We start from the raw sequence: 21,029 nt of genomic DNA on the forward strand, positions 1-21,029 counted from the left end.
CACCTGTCACCGCACCTCGATGAACGCCCCCGCGTCCCGGTCGGGCCGCGACCGCGGTTCCTCCGCCGGATGCCCGACCGCCACGGCCCCCATCGGGTCCCAGTCCGCGGGCAGGTCCAGTACCTCGCGCACCACGTCCCGGCAGAACATCGTCGACGACACCCAGGCCGAGCCGAGCCGCTCCCCGGCCAGCGCGACCAGGAGGTTCTGCACGCCGGCGCCCGCCGCGACCACGAACATCTCCCGCTCGGCACCGTCCCGCCGCGGGTCGCCGTACGTGTGCGAGCCGTCCATGACCAGGCAGGGGACGACGAGACAGGGCGCGTTGCGCAGGACGTCCCCGCGCCGGACCCGCTTGGCGATGGACTCCTCCGTCTTGCCGTCCCGCCGCAGATCGGCGATCCACGCGTCCCGCATGGCGTCGAGCAGCCGCGTCCGCGACTCCTCCGACTCCAGCAGGACGAACCGCCACGGCGTCGTGTGGTGCGGCGCCGGAGCGGTCACGGCCGCGGCCACGGCCCGCCGTACGGCGTCCGCGTCGACGGGCTCGTTGGTGAAGGACCGGACCGTACGCCGCTGGGTCACGGCCAGCCGTACCGCCTCCGAGGTGCCGAGGCGGAACATGTCGTCGCGCGCTCCGCGGACCACGGCCCGCGCTCCCTCGCCGTCGTCGCCCTCCGCGACCAGGTGCGGGAGGCCGCGCACCACGGCGACGGGCAGCCCCGCGGCCTTGCCCTTGACCAGGTCGCCGGCGGCGGCGAGTTCGTCGGCCGTGGCGACGACGGTGGCACTGAGCGGATTGCCGTACGCGTCCGTGCCGCCGCGCAGATCGTCGAGCACGCGCACTCCGGCGGCGCCGATCGCGACGTCCGTGAGCCCGGCGCGCCAGGGTCGGCCGAACGTGTCGGTGACCACGACCCCTACGTCGACGCCGAGGGCGTCGCGCAGTCCGTCGCGGAGGGCGCGGGCGGACGCGTCCGGGTTCTCGGGCAGCAACAGCACCGTCCCGGAAGGGGTGTTGGACGCGTCGACCCCGGCCGCGGCCATGACCAGGCCCTGCCGGTTCTCGACGATCCGCAGGGCGCCGCGCCGGGCCACGACCCGGACGGTCTCCGCGTCGATCGCTGCCTCCCGGTCGGCGGCCCGGACGATCCGGCCCTCCGCCTTGGACACGATCTTCGAGGTGACGAGCAGTACGTCCCCATCGGCCAGGCCGGGCTCGGCGGCCGCTATCAGCTTCGCCAGGTCGTCCCCGGCCGTGACCTCGGGCAGCCCGGCAATGGCCCACACCCGGTAGCCGCCGGCGCCCGGCTCCTCGCCGCTCACGCTCCGCGCACCTCCTCGGCCAGCGCCAGTGCCTCCCGGGCCATCCGCGCGGTCGCGTCGGCGTCGCTCATCATCAGCGGCACGGCCCGGCAGCGGATCCCGGCCGCTTCGATCTGCTCCACCGCGCCCGTGTCCACCGAGTCCACGAGCCAGCCGTCCAGCAGGCCCGAACCGTAGTGCTCGGCCACCGCCGTCGCGGTCGACTCGACCCCCACGGCGGCGAGCACCTTGTCGGCCATGCCCCGCACGGGCGCGTCGCCGACGATGGGGGAGAGGCCGACGACCGGCACCCCGGCGTCGGCGATCGCCTCCCGGATGCCGGGCACGGCGAGGATCGTGCCGATCGACACGACCGGGTTGGACGGCGGGAAGAGGATCACGTCCGCCTCCGCGATGGCCTCCAGGACGCCCGGCGCGGGCTTCGCCTGGTCGGCGCCCACCGGCACGACCGCCCGGGCGGGTACCGAGGCGCGCAGCCGCACCCAGTACTCCTGGAAGTGGATCGCCTTGGTCTCGCCGTCGATCTCGACGGCCACATGGGTCTCGACGCGGTCGTCGGACATGGGGATCAGCCGCACGCCCGGCTTCCAGCGGTCGCACAGCGCCTCCGTGACCGCGCTCAGCGGGTATCCGGCGCCGATCATCTGCGTCCGCACGATGTGCGTGGCGAAGTCCCGGTCACCGAGGCCGAACCACTCGGGCCCGACGCCGTACGCCGCGAGCTCCTCCTTGAGGTGGAAGGTCTCGTCGGCGCGACCCCAGCCCTGTTCCTCGTTGATGCCGCCGCCGAGCGTGTACATCACCGTGTCGAGGTCCGGGCAGACCTTCAGCCCGAAGAGGTGGATGTCGTCCCCGGTGTTGCCGATGACCGTGATGTCCGCGTCCGGCACGGCCCGCTTCAGACCGCGCAGGAACCGGGCACCGCCGATGCCGCCTGCCAGAACCACAATGCGCATGGGAGCCATCCTTGCAGGCGCCTGAGACAACCGGTCAGCGGCTACGGCAACCGGTCAGCGGCTACGGCAACCGGTCAGACGGTCAGAGCACCCGGTACGGTCCGGGCGTCGCAGTGCGGGGCCGTGTGCATCGGCATCTCGGTGAGGCCCGGGTAGTAGACGTGCAGGCTCACCGCCGGCTCCATCGCGTCGTTGACGACTTCGTGCACGTACCCCGGCGCGAACACGCGCTGCGCGCCCGCCCGCAACGCGCGCGTGCCCCGCTCCGTGCGCTCGGTCAGCGTGCCGTCCAGCACGGTCAGCACACCGGAGGAGCGGCCGTGGTCGTGCAGCCCGCTGCCCTGCCCGGGCACCCAGGACAGCAGCCACACCTCGTAGCCCGGGCCGGTGCGCAGCCGGTGGTACCAGCGGCTGGCGGCGTCGTAGCGGACGAGGTGCTCCCACTGGGAGCGGTCCTCGGCGAGGGAGCGGGCCAGTCCGGCGAACTCGGCGACGGTGGCCGGGTGCTCGCGTGGGGACTGCAGGAGGTGGGTGACTTCGAGGATGTCGCCGGCGATCTGGAGGTCGCTGTCGCTGTTCATGGGGTGCGTGGTTCCTCAGTGAAAGAAGGTCAGAGGGAACGGGAGCCGAGACGCGGGTGGCTCGGCCTTCAGCTGGAGCAGGTGTGGCTCAACAGCTGGGACAGCAACAGCTACAGCGAGCGCGGGCAGCACCGTGGGACCCGGCGGTGCGGGTCGAGGTGGGTGCCGAGTTCGCGAGCATGCCCACAAGGACACCGGTTCACACCTTCACTGTCAACTCGACACCCGGTATGTGGGACGTGGTTCACCTCATCCGGTCGATCGCTCAGATGAAAGGTTTGTTCATGGGCCGCCCGGGACACATGGCGTCCAACCGGGCGCACAAACCCCGTTGCGTAGTCGTGATCCGACTGTGATCCGTTTCGCTTCGACGTGCGTGTCGGAACGAGATCGAACTCCTGGGCGTCCTTCTCCGTAGAGGTCTGCGAGGGGTCCGGTGGAAGGTGCGAGCCCTCGCGGGCTCGGTCTGTGTGTCAGGTTTTATGGTGATTTGAACACTTTCCGCATGGGCTTGGTTCCGCAGAGTGAATAAGGGGCTCAATAGCAGATCTCGGCTTGACTCGCCCGGAGCAGCACACTTGTAATTTCACTCGTGTCGTTCAGCCGGAATCGGTAACGGCTAGATCACGGGGACGCGAAAGACAGACGAGGGGCGCACATGACCGAGACGGTGCAGCAGCTGCTGGTCGACGACGCGGACGAGGAACTCGGCTGGCAGGAGCGCGCGCTGTGCGCCCAGACCGACCCCGAGTCCTTCTTCCCCGAGAAGGGCGGCTCGACCAGGGAGGCCAAGAAGGTCTGCCTCGCCTGTGAGGTCCGCTCCGAGTGCCTCGAGTACGCCCTCGCCAACGACGAGCGATTCGGCATCTGGGGCGGCCTGTCCGAGCGGGAGCGCCGCCGGCTGAAGAAAGCGGCCATCTGACCCACCCCTCTTCGTGAACGGCCCGCCGCCCATGGGTTATCCACAGGCGGCGGGCCGCTGTGCTGCGCAGCCGATAGTGTGGTCGCTCGTCCGAGACGCCCCGCATCCCCCACCGGGCGCAGGCGTCCACCGCAGTCCACCGAACCGGGGCCCGTACCTCGATGTCCGTGCACAGCCACCCGGCAGCCCATCACGACAGCGCTGCCGCACCTGAGTTCCCGCGCCATGTGGTGACCGCGGTCCTCGTCTCCCACGACGGCGCCCGCTGGCTGCCCGACGCGCTCGCCGGGCTGCTCGGCCAGGAGCGGCCCGTGCAGTTCGCGATGGGGGCCGACACCGGCAGCGCGGACGCCTCCGCCCAGCTGGTCACCGACGCCCTCGGCGCCGACCGCGTACTGCACCTCGCCCGCCGCACAGGATTCGGCCAGGCCGTCGAGGAGTGCGGCCGCACCGCCCCCGTCCTCACCCCGGACGAGCTGCCGTACCTGAAGCGCCCCAGCGGCTGGGACCCGGTCACGCGCTCGTGGCGCGACGACGCCTACGACCTGCCCGAGCTCCCACACGGCGAGCCGGTGCAGTGGCTGTGGCTGCTGCACGACGACTGCGCCCCGGACCCGGACGCCCTGGCCCAGCTGCTGCGGGTCGTGGACAACGAGTACGAGCTGGGCCGCGAGGACGTGGCCGTCGTGGGCCCCAAGCTCCGCGGCTGGTACGACCGGCGGCAGCTGCTGGAGGTCGGCGTCACCATCGCCAACTCCGGCCGCCGCTGGACCGGCCTGGACCGCCGCGAGCAGGACCAGGGACAGCACGACCACGTCCGGACCGTGCTGTCGGTGTCCACCGCCGGCATGCTCGTCCGCCGAGACGTCTTCGAGCAGCTCGGCGGATTCGACCGCCACCTGCCCCTCATGCGCGACGACGTCGACCTGTGCTGGCGCGCCCACGCGGCCGGCTACCGCGTCCTCGTCGCCCCCGAGGCGGTCGTCCGCCACGCCGAGGCGTCCAGCCGAGAGCGCCGCACGGTCGACTGCGTGGGCCGTACGGCCGCCTCCCCGCACAAGGTCGACAAGGCCGGCGCCGTCTACACCCTGCTCGTCAACTCGCGTACGGCCGTGCTCCCCTGGGTGATGCTGCGGATCGTGCTCGGCACCCTGCTGCGGACCGTGGCCTACCTCGTGGGCAAGGTCCCCGGACAGGCCGTCGACGAGATCCGCGGCCTGATGGGCACGCTGCTCAGGCCCGAGCGGATCCTCGCCGGGCGGCGCGGACGAGGCGCACCCCGGATCGACAAGGGCGAGCTGCGGGCGCTGTTCCCGCCGCCCGGCGCGACCGTCCGAGTCACGGTCGAGCAGGCCGCCGGCAGCCTCGCCGGCAGCTCCGACCCGGAGGTCACCGCCGGGGCGGGACGGCACGGCGGCGCCGTCGAGTCGGGCCCCGGCGGCGACGACGCCGACTTCCTGGAGATCGAGCAGTTCGCCCGGCTCAAGCGCATCGCGCGCAAGCCCGGCCCGGTCCTCTTCCTGGTGCTGCTGCTGGTCTCCCTGGTCGCCTGCCGCCAGCTCCTCGGCGGCGGCGCGCTCGCGGGCGGCGCCCTGCTGCCCGCCCCGGCCGGCTCCGCCGAGCTGTGGTCGCGCTACCTCGACGCCTGGCACCCGGTCGGCGCCGGCGGCACCTCGTCCGCGCCGCCGTACGTCGCACTCGTGGCGATGCTGGCGTCCCTGCTGCTCGGTTCGACCGGCCTGGCCGTCACGGTCCTGCTCGTCGGCTCGGTGCCCCTGGCCGGCGTCGCCGCCTACTTCGCCTCCCGCCCGCTCGTCGAGTCCCGGCTGCTGCGCGCCTGGGCGGCCGTCGTCTACGCCTTCCTGCCCGCCGCCACCGGCGCCCTCGCCGGCGGCCGCATCGGCACCGCCGTCCTGGCCGCGCTGCTGCCGCTCATCGCCCGCGCGGGCATCGCGGCCGGCGGCCTGACGAACTCCGCCGGAGCCCGCGGCAGCTGGCGCGCCACCTGGGCGTACGCGCTGCTGTTGACCATCACCACCGCCTTCACGCCGATCGTGTGGCCCATCGCACTGCTCCTCGGCATCGGGCTGCTGGTGCTGCGGCGGAGCGACATCACGGCCTACGGGCTGCGGTTCGTCGCCCAGCTGGGCACGCCCCTGCTGCTCCTCGCACCCTGGTCCCTGACGCTGCTCCCGTTCGGCTTCCTCAAGGAAGCGGGCCTCGAGTACGGCCCCTCGACCGCCTCCGCCCTCGACCTGCTCGGTGCCAGCCCGGGCGGCCCCGGCACCGTCAGCGGCCTCATGCTCATCGGCATCGTGCTGGCCGCCCTCGCCGCCCTGGTGCGCTCGGAACGCCAGTCGGGCATCTGGACGGCCTGGGTGGTCGCCCTGGTCGGCTTCGTCTTCGCGGTCCTGTCCAACACCTCCACCTGGGCCGGCCCGGCGACGCTCGTCTACGGCATCGCCCTCCTGGCGGCCGCCGCGCTCGGCGCCGACGGGGCACGCGCGCGTGTGGCCGAGCAGAGCTTCGGATGGCGCCAGCCGGTCGCCGTGCTGATCGCCTTCGCCTCGGCCGCGGGCCCGCTGCTCGTCGCGGCCGGCTGGATGATCCGCGGCGCCGAGGGCCCCCTGGAGCGGCGCGACCCGACCCAGGTCCCCGCGTTCGTCGCCGAGGAGAGCGGCACCCGGGACCAGGCCCGCACCCTGGTCCTCGACAGCGACTCCGGCGCCCACGTCGGCTACATGCTGGTCCGCGGCTCGGGCGCCCGCCTCGGCGACGGCGAGATCGCCGCGGCCGACGGCGAGAACAGGAGGCTCGACAAGGTCGTCGCCAACCTGGTCGCCGGTTCCGGCGCCGACCAGGCCGACCAGCTCGGCGGCTTCGCCGTGCGCTACGTCCTCGTCCACCAGGGCGCGCCCCGCGAGGTCACCCGCGTCCTGGACGCCACTCCGGGGCTGACCCGGCTCAGCCAGCAGGACGGCGGAGCGCTGTGGCGTGTCAACCGGGAGGTCGCGCGCGCGACCATCGTCCCCGCCTCCGGCACCCCGCAGCCCGTCGCCGCCGGGCCCGTCGACATCCACACCACGATCCCGACCGGCACCGGCGGACGCGTGCTGCGCCTCGCCGACTCCGCCTCCGACGGCTGGTCCGCCACGCTCGACGGGAAGCCGCTGACCCGTACCACGGTCGACGGCTGGGCCCAGGGCTTCACACTCCCCGCCACCGGCGGCAGGCTGGACGTCACCTACGACGACCCGATCGGTCACACGGCCTGGCTGTGGGCCCAGGGTCTGCTCGCCGTCGTCCTCGTGGTGCTCGCCCTGCCCGGCCGCCGCCGCGACATCGACGACGACCTCCCCGAGGAGCCGCTCGTCCCGGCCCAGGCCGTCTCGGGCGAGGGCCGCCGCGCGCGTCGTCTGCGCGCCCAGGCGGAGGCGGAGGCCGAAGAGGCCGCCGGACCCGAGGAGTTCCCGCCCGCACAGCCGGAGCAGCCGCCGGCGCCGGTGCCCCAGCAGCAGAACTACGGTGAGTGGGACAACGCCGGCTACCAGAACGGCGAGTACGCGGGCTACGGCGACCAGTACCAGAACGCCCCGTACCCGGCGGACGCCTACGGGCAGCAGTACCAGGCGGACCCGTACCAGGGCGGCCAGTACGACCCGTACGCGTACGGCGGCCAGGGCCAGACCCCCTCGTACGACCAGCACGACCAGCAGGGTTACGACCAGGCCTACCAGCAGGGCTACGGCACGCCCTACGACCCGGCGCAGCAGCATCACCCCCACGGCACGGGCAGTGAGCGTCCCGACGGGAGCCAGCAGTGAACCGCACCACCCTGTCCCTGATCGCCGGCACGACCGCGCTCGCCGCCGTCACCGGCTTCGCCGCACTGTCCCAGCCGGACGACCCGGGTACGGACACCGCCGCAAAGGCGGCCGCCCAACTGCCCGTGGAGCGCACGAGCCTGCTGTGCCCGGCGCCCAGTACGTCCGACCTCGCCGAGACGACCTACACCTCCTTCACGCCCGTCACGAAGGGCACCGGGAGTGACGGCAAGGCCGAACTCCGCGCGGCCACCGAGGAGTCGGCGGACGCCTCGGGCGACGGCGAGGACAAGGGCAAGGACGACGGGAGCTCCGGCAAGGACAAGCCCGCGAAACCCGGGCTGACTCCCAAGGAACCCGGCAAGCCGGTCACCGGCGACAGCTCCGGCGGCGACGCGCCCGCCCTCCTCGGGACCGCGGACGGCAGATTCGCGCCCGGCTGGACCGTCCAGGAGACGACCGAGGTCGCCGCGGGCACCGGGCGCGGGCTGCAGGGCGTCAACTGCACCGCTCCGGACACCGACTTCTGGTTCCCCGGCGCCAGCACGGAAGCGGACCGCACCGACTACGTCCACCTGACGAACCCCGACGACTCGGCCGCCGTGGTCGACATCGAGCTCTACGGCAAGGACGGCGCCCTCAAGTCCGCGGTGGGGGAGGGCATCACGGTCCAGCCGCACTCCAGCGAACCGGTCCTGCTGTCCACCCTCAGCGACGCGCGGCAGACCAACCTCACCGTGCACGTCAACGTCCGCAGCGGACGCGTCGGTGCCGCCGTGCAGGCCCTGGACGACAAGCTCGGCGGCGACTGGCTGGCCGCGTCCACGGACCCGTCGGGCAGCCTGGTCCTGCCCGGCATCCCCAAGGACGCCACCGCCGTGCGCCTGGTCGCCTTCACCCCCGGCGACGCCGACGCGGACCTGAAGGTGCGCCTCGCCTCCCCCTCCGGTCCGATCACCCCGGCCGGTCACGAGACGGTGCACGTCAAGGGCGGCATGACGACCGCCGTCGACCTGGGCGACGTCACCCGCGGCGAAGCGGGCTCCCTGGTGCTGACCCCGACGGACCGGTCCGTGCCGGTCGTGGCGGCCCTGCGGGTCGTACGCGGCAAGGGCGGCAAACAGGAGACGGCGTTCATCCCGGCCACCCGCCCCGTCGGCACACGCGCGACGTCCGCGGACAACAGCGGCAAGGGCAGCACCCTGTCCTTGACGGCCCCGGGCGCCGCCGCCACGGTCAAGGTCACCGCCTCGGCCGGCAGCGAGGGCGGCACCCCGGTGTCGAAGACGTACACGATCAAGGCCGGCACGACCCAGGACATCGAGCCCCCGGCCCCCAGCGGCCTGAAGGGCACCTACGCGCTCACGGTCGAGCCGGTCTCCGGCGGCCCGGTCTACGGGGCCCGCACCCTGACGGTGAGCGAGGGCGGCGTCCCCGCCTTCACCGTGCAGACACTGCCGGACGACCGGGGAACGGTGGCCGTACCGGAGGCGGACGAGGACCTCTCGGTGCTCCAGAAGTAGGGCTGCCGGCCGGCAGCCGTCTCAGCCCTGGTCCTCGCCGTACCGCGGATCCACCGTCTCCGGCGTCAGCCCCAGGATCTCGGCGACCTGCTCGACGACGACCTCGTGCACCAGCGCCGCCCGCTCGTCGCGCCCCTTGGTGCGGATCTCGACCGGCCGCCGGTAGACGACCACACGCGCGGGGCGGCCGTCGCGCGCGCTGATCGTGCCGCCGAGCGGAACCGCCTCGTCGTTCCAGGCCTGGCCGGGCCCGTCGAGCCGCGGCACCTCGAGGACCAGGAAGTCGATGTCGGCGAGCTGCGGCCACCGCCGCTCCAGGCGCTCCACGGAGTCCTGCACCAGATCGGCGAACGCCTCCGCTCGGCTCGCGGCGAGCGGCACCTGCGGCGGTGCGATCGGGCCGCGCATGCCCCGTCCGTGGCGATCACGACGGCGGGGCCCGGGGGCGGCGGCACGGGGCGTTACGGGCTTGTCCATCACTGGTGAAGGGTAGTCCCCGCGGCGTCCCTGTGCCCGGTACCGCACGGCGGCACGGACGGGTTCCGGCCGCGCCGCGCGGCATGTCGCTACACGACCATTCAAGCCAACGTTGGGCTCAAATCCGTATACCGTCGAGACCGGTGACCTCACGGCAATTGAGGTTTTTACGGCGACTCTTGACCGCTTGCGGGGTCGTTCGACATCTTGGACGTCGATGTCCTGGCAGGTCAGCAAGGTGTGCCCAAAGGGGTGTGTGGGGCGTTTCACAACACGACACGGGGGAGTGACCTGGTGGAGAGTCGTCGCGGCCCGCTCAAGAGTGCGGTACCGTCCAACGTCGTGAGCCCTGTACGTCGCTGTTCGCGCACCGCCTGCGGCCGTCCCGCCGTCGCGACGCTGACGTACGTCTACGCCGACTCGACCGCGGTCCTCGGCCCGCTCGCCACCTACGCCGAACCCCACTGTTACGACCTGTGCGCCGAGCATTCCGAGCGCCTCACCGCCCCGCGCGGCTGGGAGGTCGTCCGGCTCCTCGACGGTTCGGCTCCGGCCCGCCCCAGCGGTGACGACCTGGAAGCCCTTGCGAACGCCGTGCGTGAGGCGGCCCGTCCCCAGGAGCGGGCGGCCGGGGCCGGCGGCGGAGGCCGCGGGGCCGACCCGATGGAGGTCGCGCGGCGCGGCCATCTGCGGGTCCTGCGCTCGCCCGACAACTGACCCCCTTCCTCGGCTGCACCGCACGCGCACCCACTGATGCGCGGCGAGCCGGGGAGTCGCCTTCGCCGCCGCCCAGTTCGCCGCCTCCGACGTCGTCCCCGGCGCGCAGATCCCGGCCCGTCCAGTACCGGATCGCCCAGGCCACGCAGACCTGTTACCGGCCCTTCCCGGAGTTGCCAGGCCCGGACGGCGAGCAGGTGGCGGAAACGTGTCTCGACCGGTGGCACACTCCTCCCGCCCGCCGGGATCTGCCCGGCCGCCTCGGCGTCGCCGCGACCGGCTCGGACACCCCCGCCAGCGCCCTCTTCGGTGCCCTCCAGGTGACCGCCGCCCGCGAGTCCGGACGGTCGCCCGAGCTCCTGGCCGCCGCCAACGGCTCCGGCGGCGTCCTCGGCAGAGGATCTCCCCGCAGAACCCGGCTCCGGGCTGGGTGCCGCCCTGACCTGAGGTGACGGACGGGAGCCCTCCGGGCGTCCGCCCAGCGCGCTGTCGGCGGGCAGGGGTAGTTTGAGCGGACCGACAGTACTTTTTCAGGAAGGTTGGCCGTGGCTGCTGATCTGTCGCAGGTCGTGAAGGCGTACGACGTACGCGGGGTCGTCCCCGACCAGTGGGACGAGTCCCTGGCCGAGCTCTTCGGGGCGGCCTTCGTGCGGGTCACCGGCGCGAGCGCCATCGCGACCGGGCACGACATGCGGCCCTCCTCACCGGGCCTGTCGCGTGCCTTCGCGCGTGGGGCGGCGGCCCTGGGCGCGGACGTGACGGAGATCGGCCTCTGCTCGACGGACCAGCTGTACTACGCCTCCGGCGCGCTGAACCTGCCGGGCGCCATGTTCACCGCCTCGCACAACCCGGCGCAGTACAACGGCATCAAGCTGTGCCGCTCGGGCGCCGCCCCGGTCGGCCAGGACACCGGCCTCGCGGAGATCCGCGAACTGGTCGAGGGATGGAGCGAGTCGGGCGCCCCGGACCCGGCCGCGAAGGCGGGCACGATCACCGGCCGCGACACGCTGTCCGACTACGCGGCGCATCTGCGCTCCCTCGTCGACCTGACCTCCATCCGCCCCCTGAAGGCCGTCGTCGACGCGGGCAACGGCATGGGCGGGCACACGGTCCCCGAGGTCTTCGCCGGCCTGCCCCTGACGCTGGTCCCGATGTACTTCGAACTCGACGGCACCTTCCCCAACCACGAGGCCAACCCCCTCGACCCGGCCAACCTCGTCGACCTTCAGAAGCGGGTCCGCGAGGAGGGCGCCGACCTGGGTCTCGCCTTCGACGGCGACGCCGACCGCTGCTTCGTCGTCGACGAGCGCGGTGAGCCGGTCTCCCCGTCGGCGATCACCGCCCTGGTCGCCTCCCGCGAACTGGCCCGGCACGGAGGCAAGGGCACGGTCATCCACAACCTGATCACGTCCTGGTCGGTCCCCGAGGTCGTCGAGGAGAACGGCGGCAGCCCGGTCCGCACCCGCGTGGGCCACTCCTTCATCAAGGCCGAGATGGCCCGCACCGGCGCGATCTTCGGTGGCGAGCACTCCGCGCACTACTACTTCCGTGACTTCTGGAACGCCGACACGGGCATGCTGGCCGCCCTCCACGTCCTCGCGGCCCTGGGCGGCCAGGACGGCCCCTTGTCCTCCCTCGTGGCCCAGTACGACCGCTACGCCGGCTCCGGCGAGATCAACTCCACGGTCTCCGACCAGCAGGCCAGCCTCGCCGCGATCCGCTCCGCGTACGGCACCCGCGAGGGCATCACCCTCGACGAGCTCGACGGGCTCACGGTCTCCGCCGCCGACTGGTGGTTCAACGTCCGCCCGTCCAACACGGAACCGCTGCTGCGCCTGAACGCGGAGGCGAGAAACGCCGAGACGATGGCCCGGGTGCGGGACGAGGTGCTGGGGATCATCAGGGGCTGAGGCCCCACCCCCACCGGCGGTAACCTGACCAGGCACGACCCCAAGCGCCCGCACCTCGAAGGAAACCCCATGCCCCTCGAATCCGGCCTCCTCGAGATCCTCGCCTGCCCGGCCTGCCACTCCCCCCTCACGGAGCAGGACAGCGAACTGATCTGCACCGACACCAGTTGCGGTCTGGCCTACCCCGTCCGCGACGGCATTCCCGTCCTGCTCGTCGACGAGGCCCGCCGCCCCGCGTGACCGGCGGGGGCTCAGGCACCCGGGCGACACTTCGGTGCACATAGCCCCCGGCACAGCGGGCACGCTTCAGGACACCCTCATATCGGACCCCGGCGATGGGAAGCTGCCGCCCATGCTCGACGAATCGCTGCTCGACTCCCCGGAGGGCCTCGCCGAGGCCGACCACCGCGGGCTGCTCCGCGGCGCCGCAGAAGCCGGCGCCCGCGTCCGCACGGCCGCCCGCCATGCCGCCGAGGCGGGCGTCAACGACCTCAAACCGGACGGCCGCCCCCGCGCGGTGCTCATCGCCGGCCCGGGTGCCGCGGCCACCCACGCCGCCGACCTCATCGGCACGCTCGCCGGTGCCGGCAGTCCGGTCACCCGCCTCGCCCCCACCGGCGTCGCCCCCGCCGCGGGCGCCCTGCGCTGGGAACTGCCCGGCTGGGTCGGCTCCGTGGACCTCCTGCTGATCACCACCCCCGACGGCACCGAACCCGGCTTGTCCCTCCTCGCCGAGCAGGCCTACCGCCGAGGCTGCACCGTCGCCGCCGTGGCCCCCGGCCGCACCCCGCTCGCCGACACCGTGCACGGCTCGCACGGCCTGTTCATGCCCATGGCGACCGCCCCGTACGACCAGGACGAGCCCCTGGCCGCGTCCGCCCCCGGCGTCCTGTGGGCCCTGCTCACCCCGCTCCTCGCCCTCCTGGACCGCACGGGCGTGCTCGCCGCCCCACCGGACGCCCTCGGCAAGGTCGCCGACCGCCTCGACCGCGTCGCCGAACGCTGCGGCCCGGCCATCGCCACGTACAGCAACGCCGCCAAGACGCTGGCCGCCGAACTCGCCGACGCGCTCCCGATCGTCTGGACCGAGGGCGTCTCGGCCGGACCCGCGGGCCGCCGCTTCGCCGCCGCGCTCGCCGAACTGTCCGGCACCCCCGCGGTCGTCGCCGAACTCCCCGAGGCCCTGGCCGCCCACGGCGCCCTGCTCGCCGGCCCGCTGGCCGCCAGCGCCGACCCCGACGACTTCTTCCGCGACCGCGTCGAGGAACCACCCGCCCTGCACGCGCGGGTGGTGCTGCTCCGCGACCGCCCCATCGGCGGCCTCACCGCCGCCCCCGGCGCCCGCGAGCTGGCCCTCAGCCACGACACACCGATCAGCGAACTGGAACCGGAGGAGGGCGGCGAACTGGAGACCCTCGCGGAACTGATCGCCATCACGGATTTCGCCGCGGTTTACCTGGCGCTCGCTTCGAGGGCCTGATCTTGCCCGGGACACCCTGAAGCGCCCGCACCCCGCACACGCAGAGAGAACCCCATGGACCGCCTCGACAACACCATCCGCCCCTACGCCTGGGGTTCGACGACCGCCATCCCGCAGCTGCTCGGCACCGAACCGACCGGCGAACCGCAGGCGGAGATGTGGATGGGCGCCCACCCGGGCGCGCCCTCGCGCACCGGCCGGGGCACGCTCGTCGAGGTCGTCGCCGCCGCCCCCGAGAAGGAACTCGGACCCGCCGCCGTCGCCAAGTTCGGCCCCCGGCTGCCGTTCCTCCTCAAGATCCTCGCCGCGGGCGCCCCGCTCTCCCTCCAGGTCCACCCCGACCTGGCGCAGGCCGAAGAGGGCTACGCGGACGAGGAGCACCGGGGCGTCCCCGTGGACGCCCCGCACCGCAACTACAAGGACGCCAACCACAAGCCCGAACTGATCTGCGCGCTCACCGAGTTCGACGGCCTGTGCGGCTTCCGCGCGCCGCTGGAGGCCGCGGCCCTGCTCGACGACCTCGGAATGGACTCCCTCAAGCCCTACGTCGACCTGCTGCACGCCCACCCCGAGGACGCCGCCCTGCGCGAGGTCCTCACAGCGATCCTCACCGCCGACCCCGACGAGATGTCCCGCACGGTCGCGGAAGCGGCGACCGCCTGCACCCGCCTGGGCGGCGCCTACGCCCCCTACGCCGACATCGCCCACCACTACCCGGGCGACCCCGGCGTCATCGCCGCGATGCTGCTGAACCACGTCCGGCTCCAGCCCGGCGAGGCCCTCTACCTGGGCGCCGGCGTCCCGCACGCCTATCTGAACGGCCTCGGCGTGGAGATCATGGCCAACTCCGACAACGTCCTGCGCTGCGGCCTGACCCCCAAGCACGTCGACGTCCCCGAACTCCTGCGCATCGTCCGCTTCCTCCCCGGCGACCCCGGCGTCCTGCGCCCCGAGGCCTCCCCGGACGGCGAGGAAGTCTACGAGACCCCCATCGACGAGTTCCGCCTCTCCCGCTACGTCCTTCCCGAGGCCGGCGCCGCTCACGACCTCACCCGCCCGACCCCGCAGATCCTGCTCTGCACGGCCGGCACCGTCCGGGCCGGCGAGCACGACCTGACCCCGGGCCGATCCGTCTTCGTCCCGGCCGGCGAAAGGGCCGAAGTAGCCGGAACGGGAACGCTCTTCCGGGCCACGGTCGTCGCCTGACCATCTCGAAGCCGCCCGTGCTGGTGACCTGAAGCACCGCGGCCCGAACGGGCTGCAACAATGGCCCACCGTCAAGCACGGGCAAAGCCACGGGCGCCGCATCAAGGCGGTGTCCCGGCCCTGGAACGGCGTACGAAGGGACAACGCGAACCTATGAGCGCGTCAGGCGGCACCAAGGCGATCGTGGCGGCACTGGCCGCCAACCTCGCGATCGCGGTAGCGAAGTTCGTGGCGTTCATCTTCAGCGGCTCGTCGTCGATGCTCGCCGAATCCGTCCACTCGCTCGCCGACTCCGGCAACCAGGCGCTCCTCCTGCTCGGCGGCAAGAAGGCGAAGCGCGAGGCCACCCCGCAACACCCCTTCGGCTACGGCCGCGAGCGCTACATCTACGCCTTCCTCGTCTCCATCGTCCTCTTCTCCGTCGGCGGCATGTTCGCCCTCTACGAGGGCTACGAGAAGATCAAGCACCCGCACGAGCTGACGAACTGGTACTGGCCGGTCGGCGTCCTGGTCTTCGCGATCATCGCCGAGACCTTCTCCTTCCGCATGGCCATCAAGGAGTCCAACGTCCTGCGGGGCAAGCGCTCCTGGAAGGAGTTCGTCCGCCACGCCAAGGCCCCCGAGCTCCCGGTCGTCCTCCTGGAGGACCTCGGCGCCCTCGTCGGCCTGATCCTCGCGCTCGGCGGCGTCGGCCTCGCCCTGCTCACCGGCGACAGCGTCTGGGACGGCATCGGCACCCTCTGCATCGGCATCCTGCTCATCCTGATCGCCCTCGTCCTCGCCGCCGAGACCAAGTCGCTGCTGCTCGGCGAGTCCGCCGGCGTCGAGGAGACCCAGAAGATCGAGGCCGCCGTCGTCGACGGCGACACGGTCACCCGCATCATCCACATGCGCACACTCCACCTCGGCCCCGAGGAACTCCTGGTCGCCGCCAAGATCGCCGTCCGCCACGAGGAGACCGCCTCCGAGATCGCCGCCGCCATCAACGCCGCCGAGGCCCGCATCCGCGAGGCCGTCCCCATCGCCCGCGTCATCTACCTCGAGCCGGACATCTACAGCGAGACCGAGGCGGCCAAGGGCCCCGACGCCGAGGCCTCGCCCGGAGGCCCGGCCCCCACGGCCCACTGACCCCTCCTCCCGCGCCCACGGGGCCCGCCGGACCACTCGGCGGGCCCCGTCGCCGTCCCCGGACCCGTCACATGATCGGCTCGATGTGTTCGCGGGCGGACTGGGGTTCGCACCCGCCCCCGGTGTAGCTTGGGACGGAGCCAGACGTCGCTGCTGATGGCGGTCGGGCGGTCCTCTCGCGGACCGGCCGAGGGAGAGAGGGCCTCCGACGGACTGCGCTGCGCGTACGCGGGCATGCCTGTGTCCTCTTCCGGGCACTCCTGTGTCCGCCGCCGCGCAGACCAGCCGTACCCACCTCGCCCCAACCCCGAGGAGCAGCTCGCAATGACGACTGTCGACAACCGACAGGACTTCAAGGTCGCCGACCTCTCCCTGGCCGCGTTCGGCCGCAAGGAGATCACCCTCGCCGAGCACGAGATGCCGGGCCTGATGGCGATCCGCAAGGAGTACGCCGAGGCGCAGCCCCTGGCCGGCGCCCGCGTCACCGGCTCCCTGCACATGACCGTGCAGACCGCCGTGCTCATCGAGACCCTGGTCGCCCTCGGCGCGCAGGTCCGCTGGGCCTCCTGCAACATCTTCTCCACCCAGGACCACGCGGCCGCCGCCATCGCCGTCGGCCCGAACGGCACCGTGGACAACCCCCAGGGCGTCCCGGTCTTCGCCTGGAAGGGCGAGACCCTGGACGAGTACTGGTGGTGCACCGAGCAGGCCCTGACCTGGCCGGACAGCCCCACCGGCGGCCCCAACATGATCCTGGACGACGGCGGCGACGCCACTCTCCTCGTCCACAAGGGCGTCGAGTACGAGAAGGACGGCAAGGTCCCCTCGCCCGACACCGCCGAGTCCGACGAGCACCGCGTCATCCTCGAACTGCTGACCCGCACCCTGGGCGAGAACCCCCAGAAGTGGACCCAGCTGTCCTCGGAGATCCGCGGCGTCACCGAGGAGACCACGACCGGCGTCCACCGCCTGTACGAGATGCAGCGCGACGGCGTCCTCCTCTTCCCGGCGATCAACGTCAACGACGCCGTCACCAAGTCGAAGTTCGACAACAAGTACGGCTGCCGCCACTCCCTCATCGACGGCATCAACCGCGCCACCGACGTCCTCATCGGCGGCAAGACCGCGGTCGTCTTCGGCTACGGCGACGTGGGCAAGGGCTGCGCGGAGTCCCTGCGCGGACAGGGCGCCCGCGTGATCGTCACCGAGATCGACCCGATCTGCGCCCTCCAGGCCGCGATGGACGGCTTCCAGGTCACGACCCTCGACGAGGTCGTCGACAAGGCCGACATCTTCATCACCACGACCGGCAACAAGGACATCATCATGGCCTCGGACATGGCCAAGATGAAGCACCAGGCCATCGTCGGCAACATCGGCCACTTCGACAACGAGATCGACATGGCCGGCCTCGCCAAGATCCCCGGGATCGTGAAGGACGAGGTCAAGCCGCAGGTCCACACCTGGACCTTCCCCGACGGCAAGGTGCTCATCGTCCTGTCCGAGGGCCGCCTGCTGAACCTGGGCAACGCCACCGGCCACCCGTCGTTCGTGATGTCCAACTCCTTCGCGGACCAGACCCTGGCCCAGATCGAGCTGTTCACCAAGCCCGACGAGTACCCGACCGGCGTCTACGTGCTGCCCAAGCACCTCGACGAGAAGGTCGCCCGCCTCCACCTCGACGCGCTCGGCGTGAAGCTGACCACGCTCCGCCCCGAGCAGGCCGAGTACATCGGCGTCCAGGTCGAGGGCCCGTTCAAGCCGGACCACTACCGCTACTGAGCCCGAGCAGCACCCCTGCCGGCCAGTTCGCTGCCGGTTCGGATCTCCGAGGCAGGCCCCCGCACCCCCGTGCCGGGGGCCTGCCCCGTTTGACGGACCGACGACCGGCCCAGCCCGTCAAGACCCAGGACCCCCATGCCCCACGGCCGCTATTCGCTCCACGATCCGCACGATCACACCCCCCTCGCGGAAGAACACTTCCAGTGCGCCCCCGGCCCCTCCGGCTGGCGCTACGTCTCCCGGCTGACCACCCCAGAGGGCGATCACCACGGCTCCGTCGACCTCACCCTCGACGAACTGGGCCGCCCCCTCCGCCTCGAACTCCACACCGCCGCCTGGCAGGTCCGCGGCGCCGCCCTCGACGGCGTCACCTGGGTCCGCACCGACCCCACCGGCACCGAGGCCACCGAAGGCAATGTGCGCGCCCACGCCTTCACCGGCACCTCCCCGGCGTTCCTCGTCGCCACCGCCCGTCTCCTGCGCCTCACCCCCTCCGCAGCCGCCACCCGCGTACGCCTCGTCGCCTTCACGGACCCGGTCCTCGCCCCACGCACTGTGGACCAGTCCTGGGCCTTGGTGAAAAGCGAAGCACACGCCACTGACAACGGCCCCCTGACCGTGGACGAATACCAGGTCACAGCCCTGGACACGGGCGAGCAGCACACCGTGCACCTCGCCGGCGACGTGGTGCTCGCCGCCCCCGGCATAGAGCTCGAAGACCTGGAATCACCGCCGTCGGTGTTCACCTGAGCGGACAGCCGCGCCCGGGGCCCGACAGGCCCTCCGCTACGCCGGCGGCACGAACCCGGTGCCGGGCCGCTCGTCCGCCGAGACCTCCGGTGACTCAGCGGGCCGCTCCCAGCCGGACGGCTCGGACGCCGCCTCACGGGGGCGGGGCGACGGCTGCGTATACACCGCAGGCCGGGGCGCAGCCGGTGTATCGCCCGTACCCACCGGGCCGTTCGGCCACGAACCTGCGGCGGACGGGGCCGTCTGGACCGCGTCGCTCCCGAAAGCGCGCCGGGCCTCCCGCGCCTGCCGCTCCTGCACGACCGCCGCCAGATACGCCGCCGGCGGCACACCCTGCGGCACCGGAGCCCCCGTACGCTCCGCCAGATCCGACGCCAGCCGCTCCGCCATCGACCCGCCCACCTGCGGATCCAGCTGCTGCATGCGCGTCAGGTACTGCCGGACGGCGAGCCACAGTCCGTCGGGCACCGCGGACAGATCGAGCCCCGAGAACCGCCCCGCCAGCCAGGGCGGAGGAGGCGGCACAAAGCCGGTCCGCGTGACCGGAATCCGCTCCCGCACGACGAGCGTCCCCGCGAACACATCCCCCAACCGACGCCCCCGCGCAGACACGAACGAGGCGACACAGGCGACGATCCCAAACGTCATGAGGATCTCGATCACGCCGATCAGGCCCCTCACCAGGGCATGCCGGAACCGGATCGGACCCCCGTCGTCCCGCACCACACGCAATCCGCACGCCATCTTCCCGAGCGAGCGCCCGTGACTCAGCGTCTCCACCGCGATCGGCCCGCCCACCAGCACGAGAACGAACGTGGCGATCGACAGCGCCGTCTGCGCCGCCTCGTCGAGCGAGGCCGTGGAAACGACCAGCGCGACGGTCACCGCGACGTAGACGGCCATGGCCGCCACCAGATCGAGCAGCACGGCCAGCGCCCTGCTGGGCAGCCTCGCGGGCCGCAGCTCCAACGCCACGGCCTCACCCGTCACCAGCTCACTCACGCCCGTCGTCCTTCCCCTGCCCTGCCCCCGACAGGGCCAGTCTGCCAAGCTGAGGGCGCATCGCACCGTAGTACGACAAGCTGATCCACGACGAGCCTCCGACGACCAGCCGAGGAGCAGGCACACCGATGGACCTCGACGTCTTCGTCTCCGCCCACCGAGCGGAGTGGGACCGCCTCGAAGCCCTCCTCCGTCGCCAGCGCCGCCTCAACGGCGCCGAGGCCGACGAACTCGTCACCCTCTACCAGCGCACCGCGACGCACCTCTCCCTGATCCAGTCCAGCGCCCCCGACCCGCAGCTGACCGGCCGGCTCAGCCAACTCGTGGCACGCGCGCGTGGCGCCGTGACCGGCACCCGACGCGCCTCCTGGCGCGATGTCACGCGATTCCTGGCGCACGGTTTCCCTGCCGCCGTCTACAAGTCGCGCCACTGGTGGGTACCCACCGCGCTCCTGTCGACGGCCGTCGCGGCCCTCCTGGGCTGGTGGATCGGCACCCACCCCGAAGTCCAGGCGTCCATCGCGGCGCCCAGCGAACTCCGCGAGCTCACCCGCCCCGGTGGCCAGTACGAGACGTACTACTCCAGCCACCCCGCCGCCAGCTTCGCCGCCCAGGTCTGGACGAACAACGCCTGGGCCGCCGCCCTGTGCCTCATCCTCGGGGTCTTCCTGGGGCTACCGGTTCTCTGGATCCTCTTCCAGAACATGCTCAACCTCGGCATCGGCGTGGGCCTGATGTCCTCGGCCGGCCGCCTCGACACGTTTCTCGGCCTGGTCCTCCCGCACGGCCTGCTCGAACTGACCGCCGTCTTCGTCGCGGCGGGCACCGGCCTGCGTCTCGGCTGGACCGTCATCGACCCCGGCCCCCGGACACGGCGCACGGCACTCGCGGAAGAGGGCCGAGCCGCCATAGGCATGGCCATCGGCCTCGCTCTCGTCCTCTTCGTCTCAGGCGCCATCGAAGGCTTCGTCACCCCGTCCGGCCTCCCCACCTGGGCCCGCATCAGCATCGGGGTGGCCGCCGAAGCGGCCTTCCTGGCCTACGTCTACGTCCTGGGCGGCCGTGCCGCCCGCGCCGGAGAGACCGGCGACGTCGAGGCAGCGGAACGCAGCGCGACCGTCCCCACGGCTGCCTGATCGCCCCTCCGGCCGCCGGATGTGCGACCACCTCCGTTCAGCTGCTAGTCTCCTCTTCGCCCCGCAGGAGCCGTTGACACGGCAAGTGTGGGGAGGTAGATTTGAACAGTTGCCTGCAGATGGGCTCTAGTCCCAGACCGGCCATTGCGAACATCTACCTGCTTCTTGAAACGTTGATTTCATTGAAGCCTCTACCGATGAATCGGAAATGAGCGGCCGGTCAGTCCGGCCCGGAACTTCTGATAAAGTCGGAGCCGCCGGAAAGGGAAACGCGGAAGCGGGAACCTGGAAAGCACCGAGGAAATCGGG

General features: G+C 72.4%; 17 protein-coding genes and 1 pseudogene. 13 read left to right on the forward strand and 5 right to left on the reverse strand.

The window, feature by feature from the left end:
• Positions 1–6 precede the first annotated feature (6 nt).
• The 3 genes from ACFU3E_RS29810 to ACFU3E_RS29820 form a co-directional block, all read right to left on the reverse strand.
• Entirely contained in the window at positions 7–1,326 is a 1,320-nt protein-coding gene (locus ACFU3E_RS29810) for a coenzyme F420-0:L-glutamate ligase (protein WP_384164971.1), read from the reverse strand.
• Positions 1,323–2,282 (reverse strand): 2-phospho-L-lactate transferase, encoded by a 960-nt coding sequence (gene cofD / locus ACFU3E_RS29815; protein WP_384164974.1) that lies wholly within the window; start codon positions 2,280–2,282, stop codon positions 1,323–1,325. Before cofD ends, ACFU3E_RS29810 begins: the two co-directional genes overlap by 4 nt.
• A 74-nt stretch (positions 2,283–2,356) precedes the next feature.
• Entirely contained in the window at positions 2,357–2,863 is a 507-nt protein-coding gene (locus ACFU3E_RS29820; RefSeq protein WP_384164977.1) for a cysteine dioxygenase, read from the reverse strand.
• 658 nt (positions 2,864–3,521) lie between these two features.
• On the opposite strand from ACFU3E_RS29820, the gene ACFU3E_RS29825 reads away from it, so the two are divergent.
• The 3 genes from ACFU3E_RS29825 (at position 3,522) to ACFU3E_RS29835 (ending at position 9,132) form a co-directional block, all read left to right on the forward strand.
• On the forward strand, positions 3,522–3,785 hold the full coding sequence (locus ACFU3E_RS29825; protein ID WP_055531891.1) for a WhiB family transcriptional regulator: 264 nt from the start codon (positions 3,522–3,524) through the stop codon (positions 3,783–3,785).
• Between the two features lie 161 nt (positions 3,786–3,946).
• Positions 3,947–7,609, forward strand: a complete 3,663-nt coding sequence (locus ACFU3E_RS29830; protein WP_384164981.1) for a glycosyltransferase — start codon at positions 3,947–3,949, stop codon at positions 7,607–7,609.
• Positions 7,606–9,132 carry a DUF5719 family protein gene (locus ACFU3E_RS29835; RefSeq protein WP_384164985.1) on the forward strand — a complete coding sequence of 509 codons (1,527 nt, stop codon included), beginning with the start codon at positions 7,606–7,608 and terminating at the stop codon, positions 9,130–9,132. Before ACFU3E_RS29830 ends, ACFU3E_RS29835 begins: the two co-directional genes overlap by 4 nt.
• A 21-nt stretch (positions 9,133–9,153) precedes the next feature.
• On the opposite strand, the gene ACFU3E_RS29840 is transcribed toward ACFU3E_RS29835, so the two are convergent.
• Positions 9,154–9,609, reverse strand: a complete 456-nt coding sequence (locus tag ACFU3E_RS29840; protein ID WP_248503535.1) for a metallopeptidase family protein — start codon at positions 9,607–9,609, stop codon at positions 9,154–9,156.
• 294 nt (positions 9,610–9,903) lie between these two features.
• Between ACFU3E_RS29840 and ACFU3E_RS29845 the strand changes: the two genes are divergently transcribed.
• The 9 genes and pseudogenes from ACFU3E_RS29845 to ACFU3E_RS29885 all read left to right on the forward strand — a co-directional run bounded on the left by ACFU3E_RS29845 (position 9,904) and on the right by ACFU3E_RS29885 (position 18,582).
• The gene (locus ACFU3E_RS29845) at positions 9,904–10,326 is read left to right on the forward strand and encodes a DUF3499 domain-containing protein (RefSeq protein ID WP_187826098.1); all 423 of its coding nucleotides are present in this window, start codon (positions 9,904–9,906) and stop codon (positions 10,324–10,326) included.
• Between the two features lie 254 nt (positions 10,327–10,580).
• Positions 10,581–10,741: pseudogene (locus ACFU3E_RS29850) on the forward strand (L-lactate permease); the annotation flags it as partial.
• A gap of 130 nt (positions 10,742–10,871) precedes the next feature.
• On the forward strand, positions 10,872–12,236 hold the full coding sequence (locus ACFU3E_RS29855; protein ID WP_384164989.1) for a phosphomannomutase/phosphoglucomutase: 1,365 nt from the start codon (positions 10,872–10,874) through the stop codon (positions 12,234–12,236).
• Positions 12,237–12,305: 69 nt separating this feature from the next.
• Entirely contained in the window at positions 12,306–12,476 is a 171-nt protein-coding gene (locus ACFU3E_RS29860; RefSeq protein WP_248503533.1) for a Trm112 family protein, read from the forward strand.
• A gap of 112 nt (positions 12,477–12,588) precedes the next feature.
• The gene (locus ACFU3E_RS29865) at positions 12,589–13,716 is read left to right on the forward strand and encodes an SIS domain-containing protein (RefSeq protein ID WP_384164992.1); all 1,128 of its coding nucleotides are present in this window, start codon (positions 12,589–12,591) and stop codon (positions 13,714–13,716) included.
• A 54-nt stretch (positions 13,717–13,770) separates the two neighbouring features.
• Positions 13,771–14,922 carry a mannose-6-phosphate isomerase, class I gene (manA, locus tag ACFU3E_RS29870; RefSeq protein WP_384164995.1) on the forward strand — a complete coding sequence of 384 codons (1,152 nt, stop codon included), beginning with the start codon at positions 13,771–13,773 and terminating at the stop codon, positions 14,920–14,922.
• A gap of 153 nt (positions 14,923–15,075) precedes the next feature.
• Positions 15,076–16,050 (forward strand): cation diffusion facilitator family transporter, encoded by a 975-nt coding sequence (locus tag ACFU3E_RS29875; RefSeq protein WP_384164998.1) that lies wholly within the window; start codon positions 15,076–15,078, stop codon positions 16,048–16,050.
• Between the two features lie 324 nt (positions 16,051–16,374).
• Entirely contained in the window at positions 16,375–17,832 is a 1,458-nt protein-coding gene (gene ahcY / locus ACFU3E_RS29880; RefSeq protein WP_384165000.1) for an adenosylhomocysteinase, read from the forward strand.
• A gap of 135 nt (positions 17,833–17,967) precedes the next feature.
• Positions 17,968–18,582, forward strand: a complete 615-nt coding sequence (locus ACFU3E_RS29885) for a hypothetical protein (protein WP_384165003.1) — start codon at positions 17,968–17,970, stop codon at positions 18,580–18,582.
• A 36-nt stretch (positions 18,583–18,618) separates the two neighbouring features.
• Here the strand turns inward: ACFU3E_RS29885 and ACFU3E_RS29890 are convergent, their stop codons facing one another.
• Entirely contained in the window at positions 18,619–19,584 is a 966-nt protein-coding gene (locus tag ACFU3E_RS29890; protein WP_384165006.1) for an RDD family protein, read from the reverse strand.
• Between the two features lie 128 nt (positions 19,585–19,712).
• Here ACFU3E_RS29890 and ACFU3E_RS29895 point away from each other — a divergent pair, with 128 nt between their 5' ends.
• Complete coding sequence (locus ACFU3E_RS29895; protein ID WP_384165009.1) at positions 19,713–20,720, forward strand: stage II sporulation protein M; 1,008 nt, start codon at positions 19,713–19,715, stop codon at positions 20,718–20,720.
• Positions 20,721–21,029: the final 309 nt, after the last annotated feature.

The sequence above is a fragment of the Streptomyces sp. NPDC057424 genome, from assembly GCF_042803315.1.
Lineage (GTDB): Bacteria > Actinomycetota > Actinomycetes > Streptomycetales > Streptomycetaceae > Streptomyces.

Coding starts and splice junctions, on each gene's coding strand:
- ACFU3E_RS29830 (WP_384164981.1), top strand. CDS start 3,947: ATGTCCGTGCACAGCCACCCGGCAGCCCATCACGACAGCGCTGCCGCA.
- ACFU3E_RS29820 (WP_384164977.1), bottom strand. CDS start 2,863: ATGAACAGCGACAGCGACCTCCAGATCGCCGGCGACATCCTCGAAGTC.
- manA (WP_384164995.1), top strand. CDS start 13,771: ATGGACCGCCTCGACAACACCATCCGCCCCTACGCCTGGGGTTCGACG.
- ahcY (WP_384165000.1), top strand. CDS start 16,375: ATGACGACTGTCGACAACCGACAGGACTTCAAGGTCGCCGACCTCTCC.
- ACFU3E_RS29825 (WP_055531891.1), top strand. CDS start 3,522: ATGACCGAGACGGTGCAGCAGCTGCTGGTCGACGACGCGGACGAGGAA.
- ACFU3E_RS29875 (WP_384164998.1), top strand. CDS start 15,076: ATGAGCGCGTCAGGCGGCACCAAGGCGATCGTGGCGGCACTGGCCGCC.
- ACFU3E_RS29885 (WP_384165003.1), top strand. CDS start 17,968: ATGCCCCACGGCCGCTATTCGCTCCACGATCCGCACGATCACACCCCC.
- ACFU3E_RS29860 (WP_248503533.1), top strand. CDS start 12,306: ATGCCCCTCGAATCCGGCCTCCTCGAGATCCTCGCCTGCCCGGCCTGC.
- ACFU3E_RS29865 (WP_384164992.1), top strand. CDS start 12,589: ATGCTCGACGAATCGCTGCTCGACTCCCCGGAGGGCCTCGCCGAGGCC.
- ACFU3E_RS29895 (WP_384165009.1), top strand. CDS start 19,713: ATGGACCTCGACGTCTTCGTCTCCGCCCACCGAGCGGAGTGGGACCGC.
- ACFU3E_RS29840 (WP_248503535.1), bottom strand. CDS start 9,609: ATGGACAAGCCCGTAACGCCCCGTGCCGCCGCCCCCGGGCCCCGCCGT.
- cofD (WP_384164974.1), bottom strand. CDS start 2,282: ATGCGCATTGTGGTTCTGGCAGGCGGCATCGGCGGTGCCCGGTTCCTG.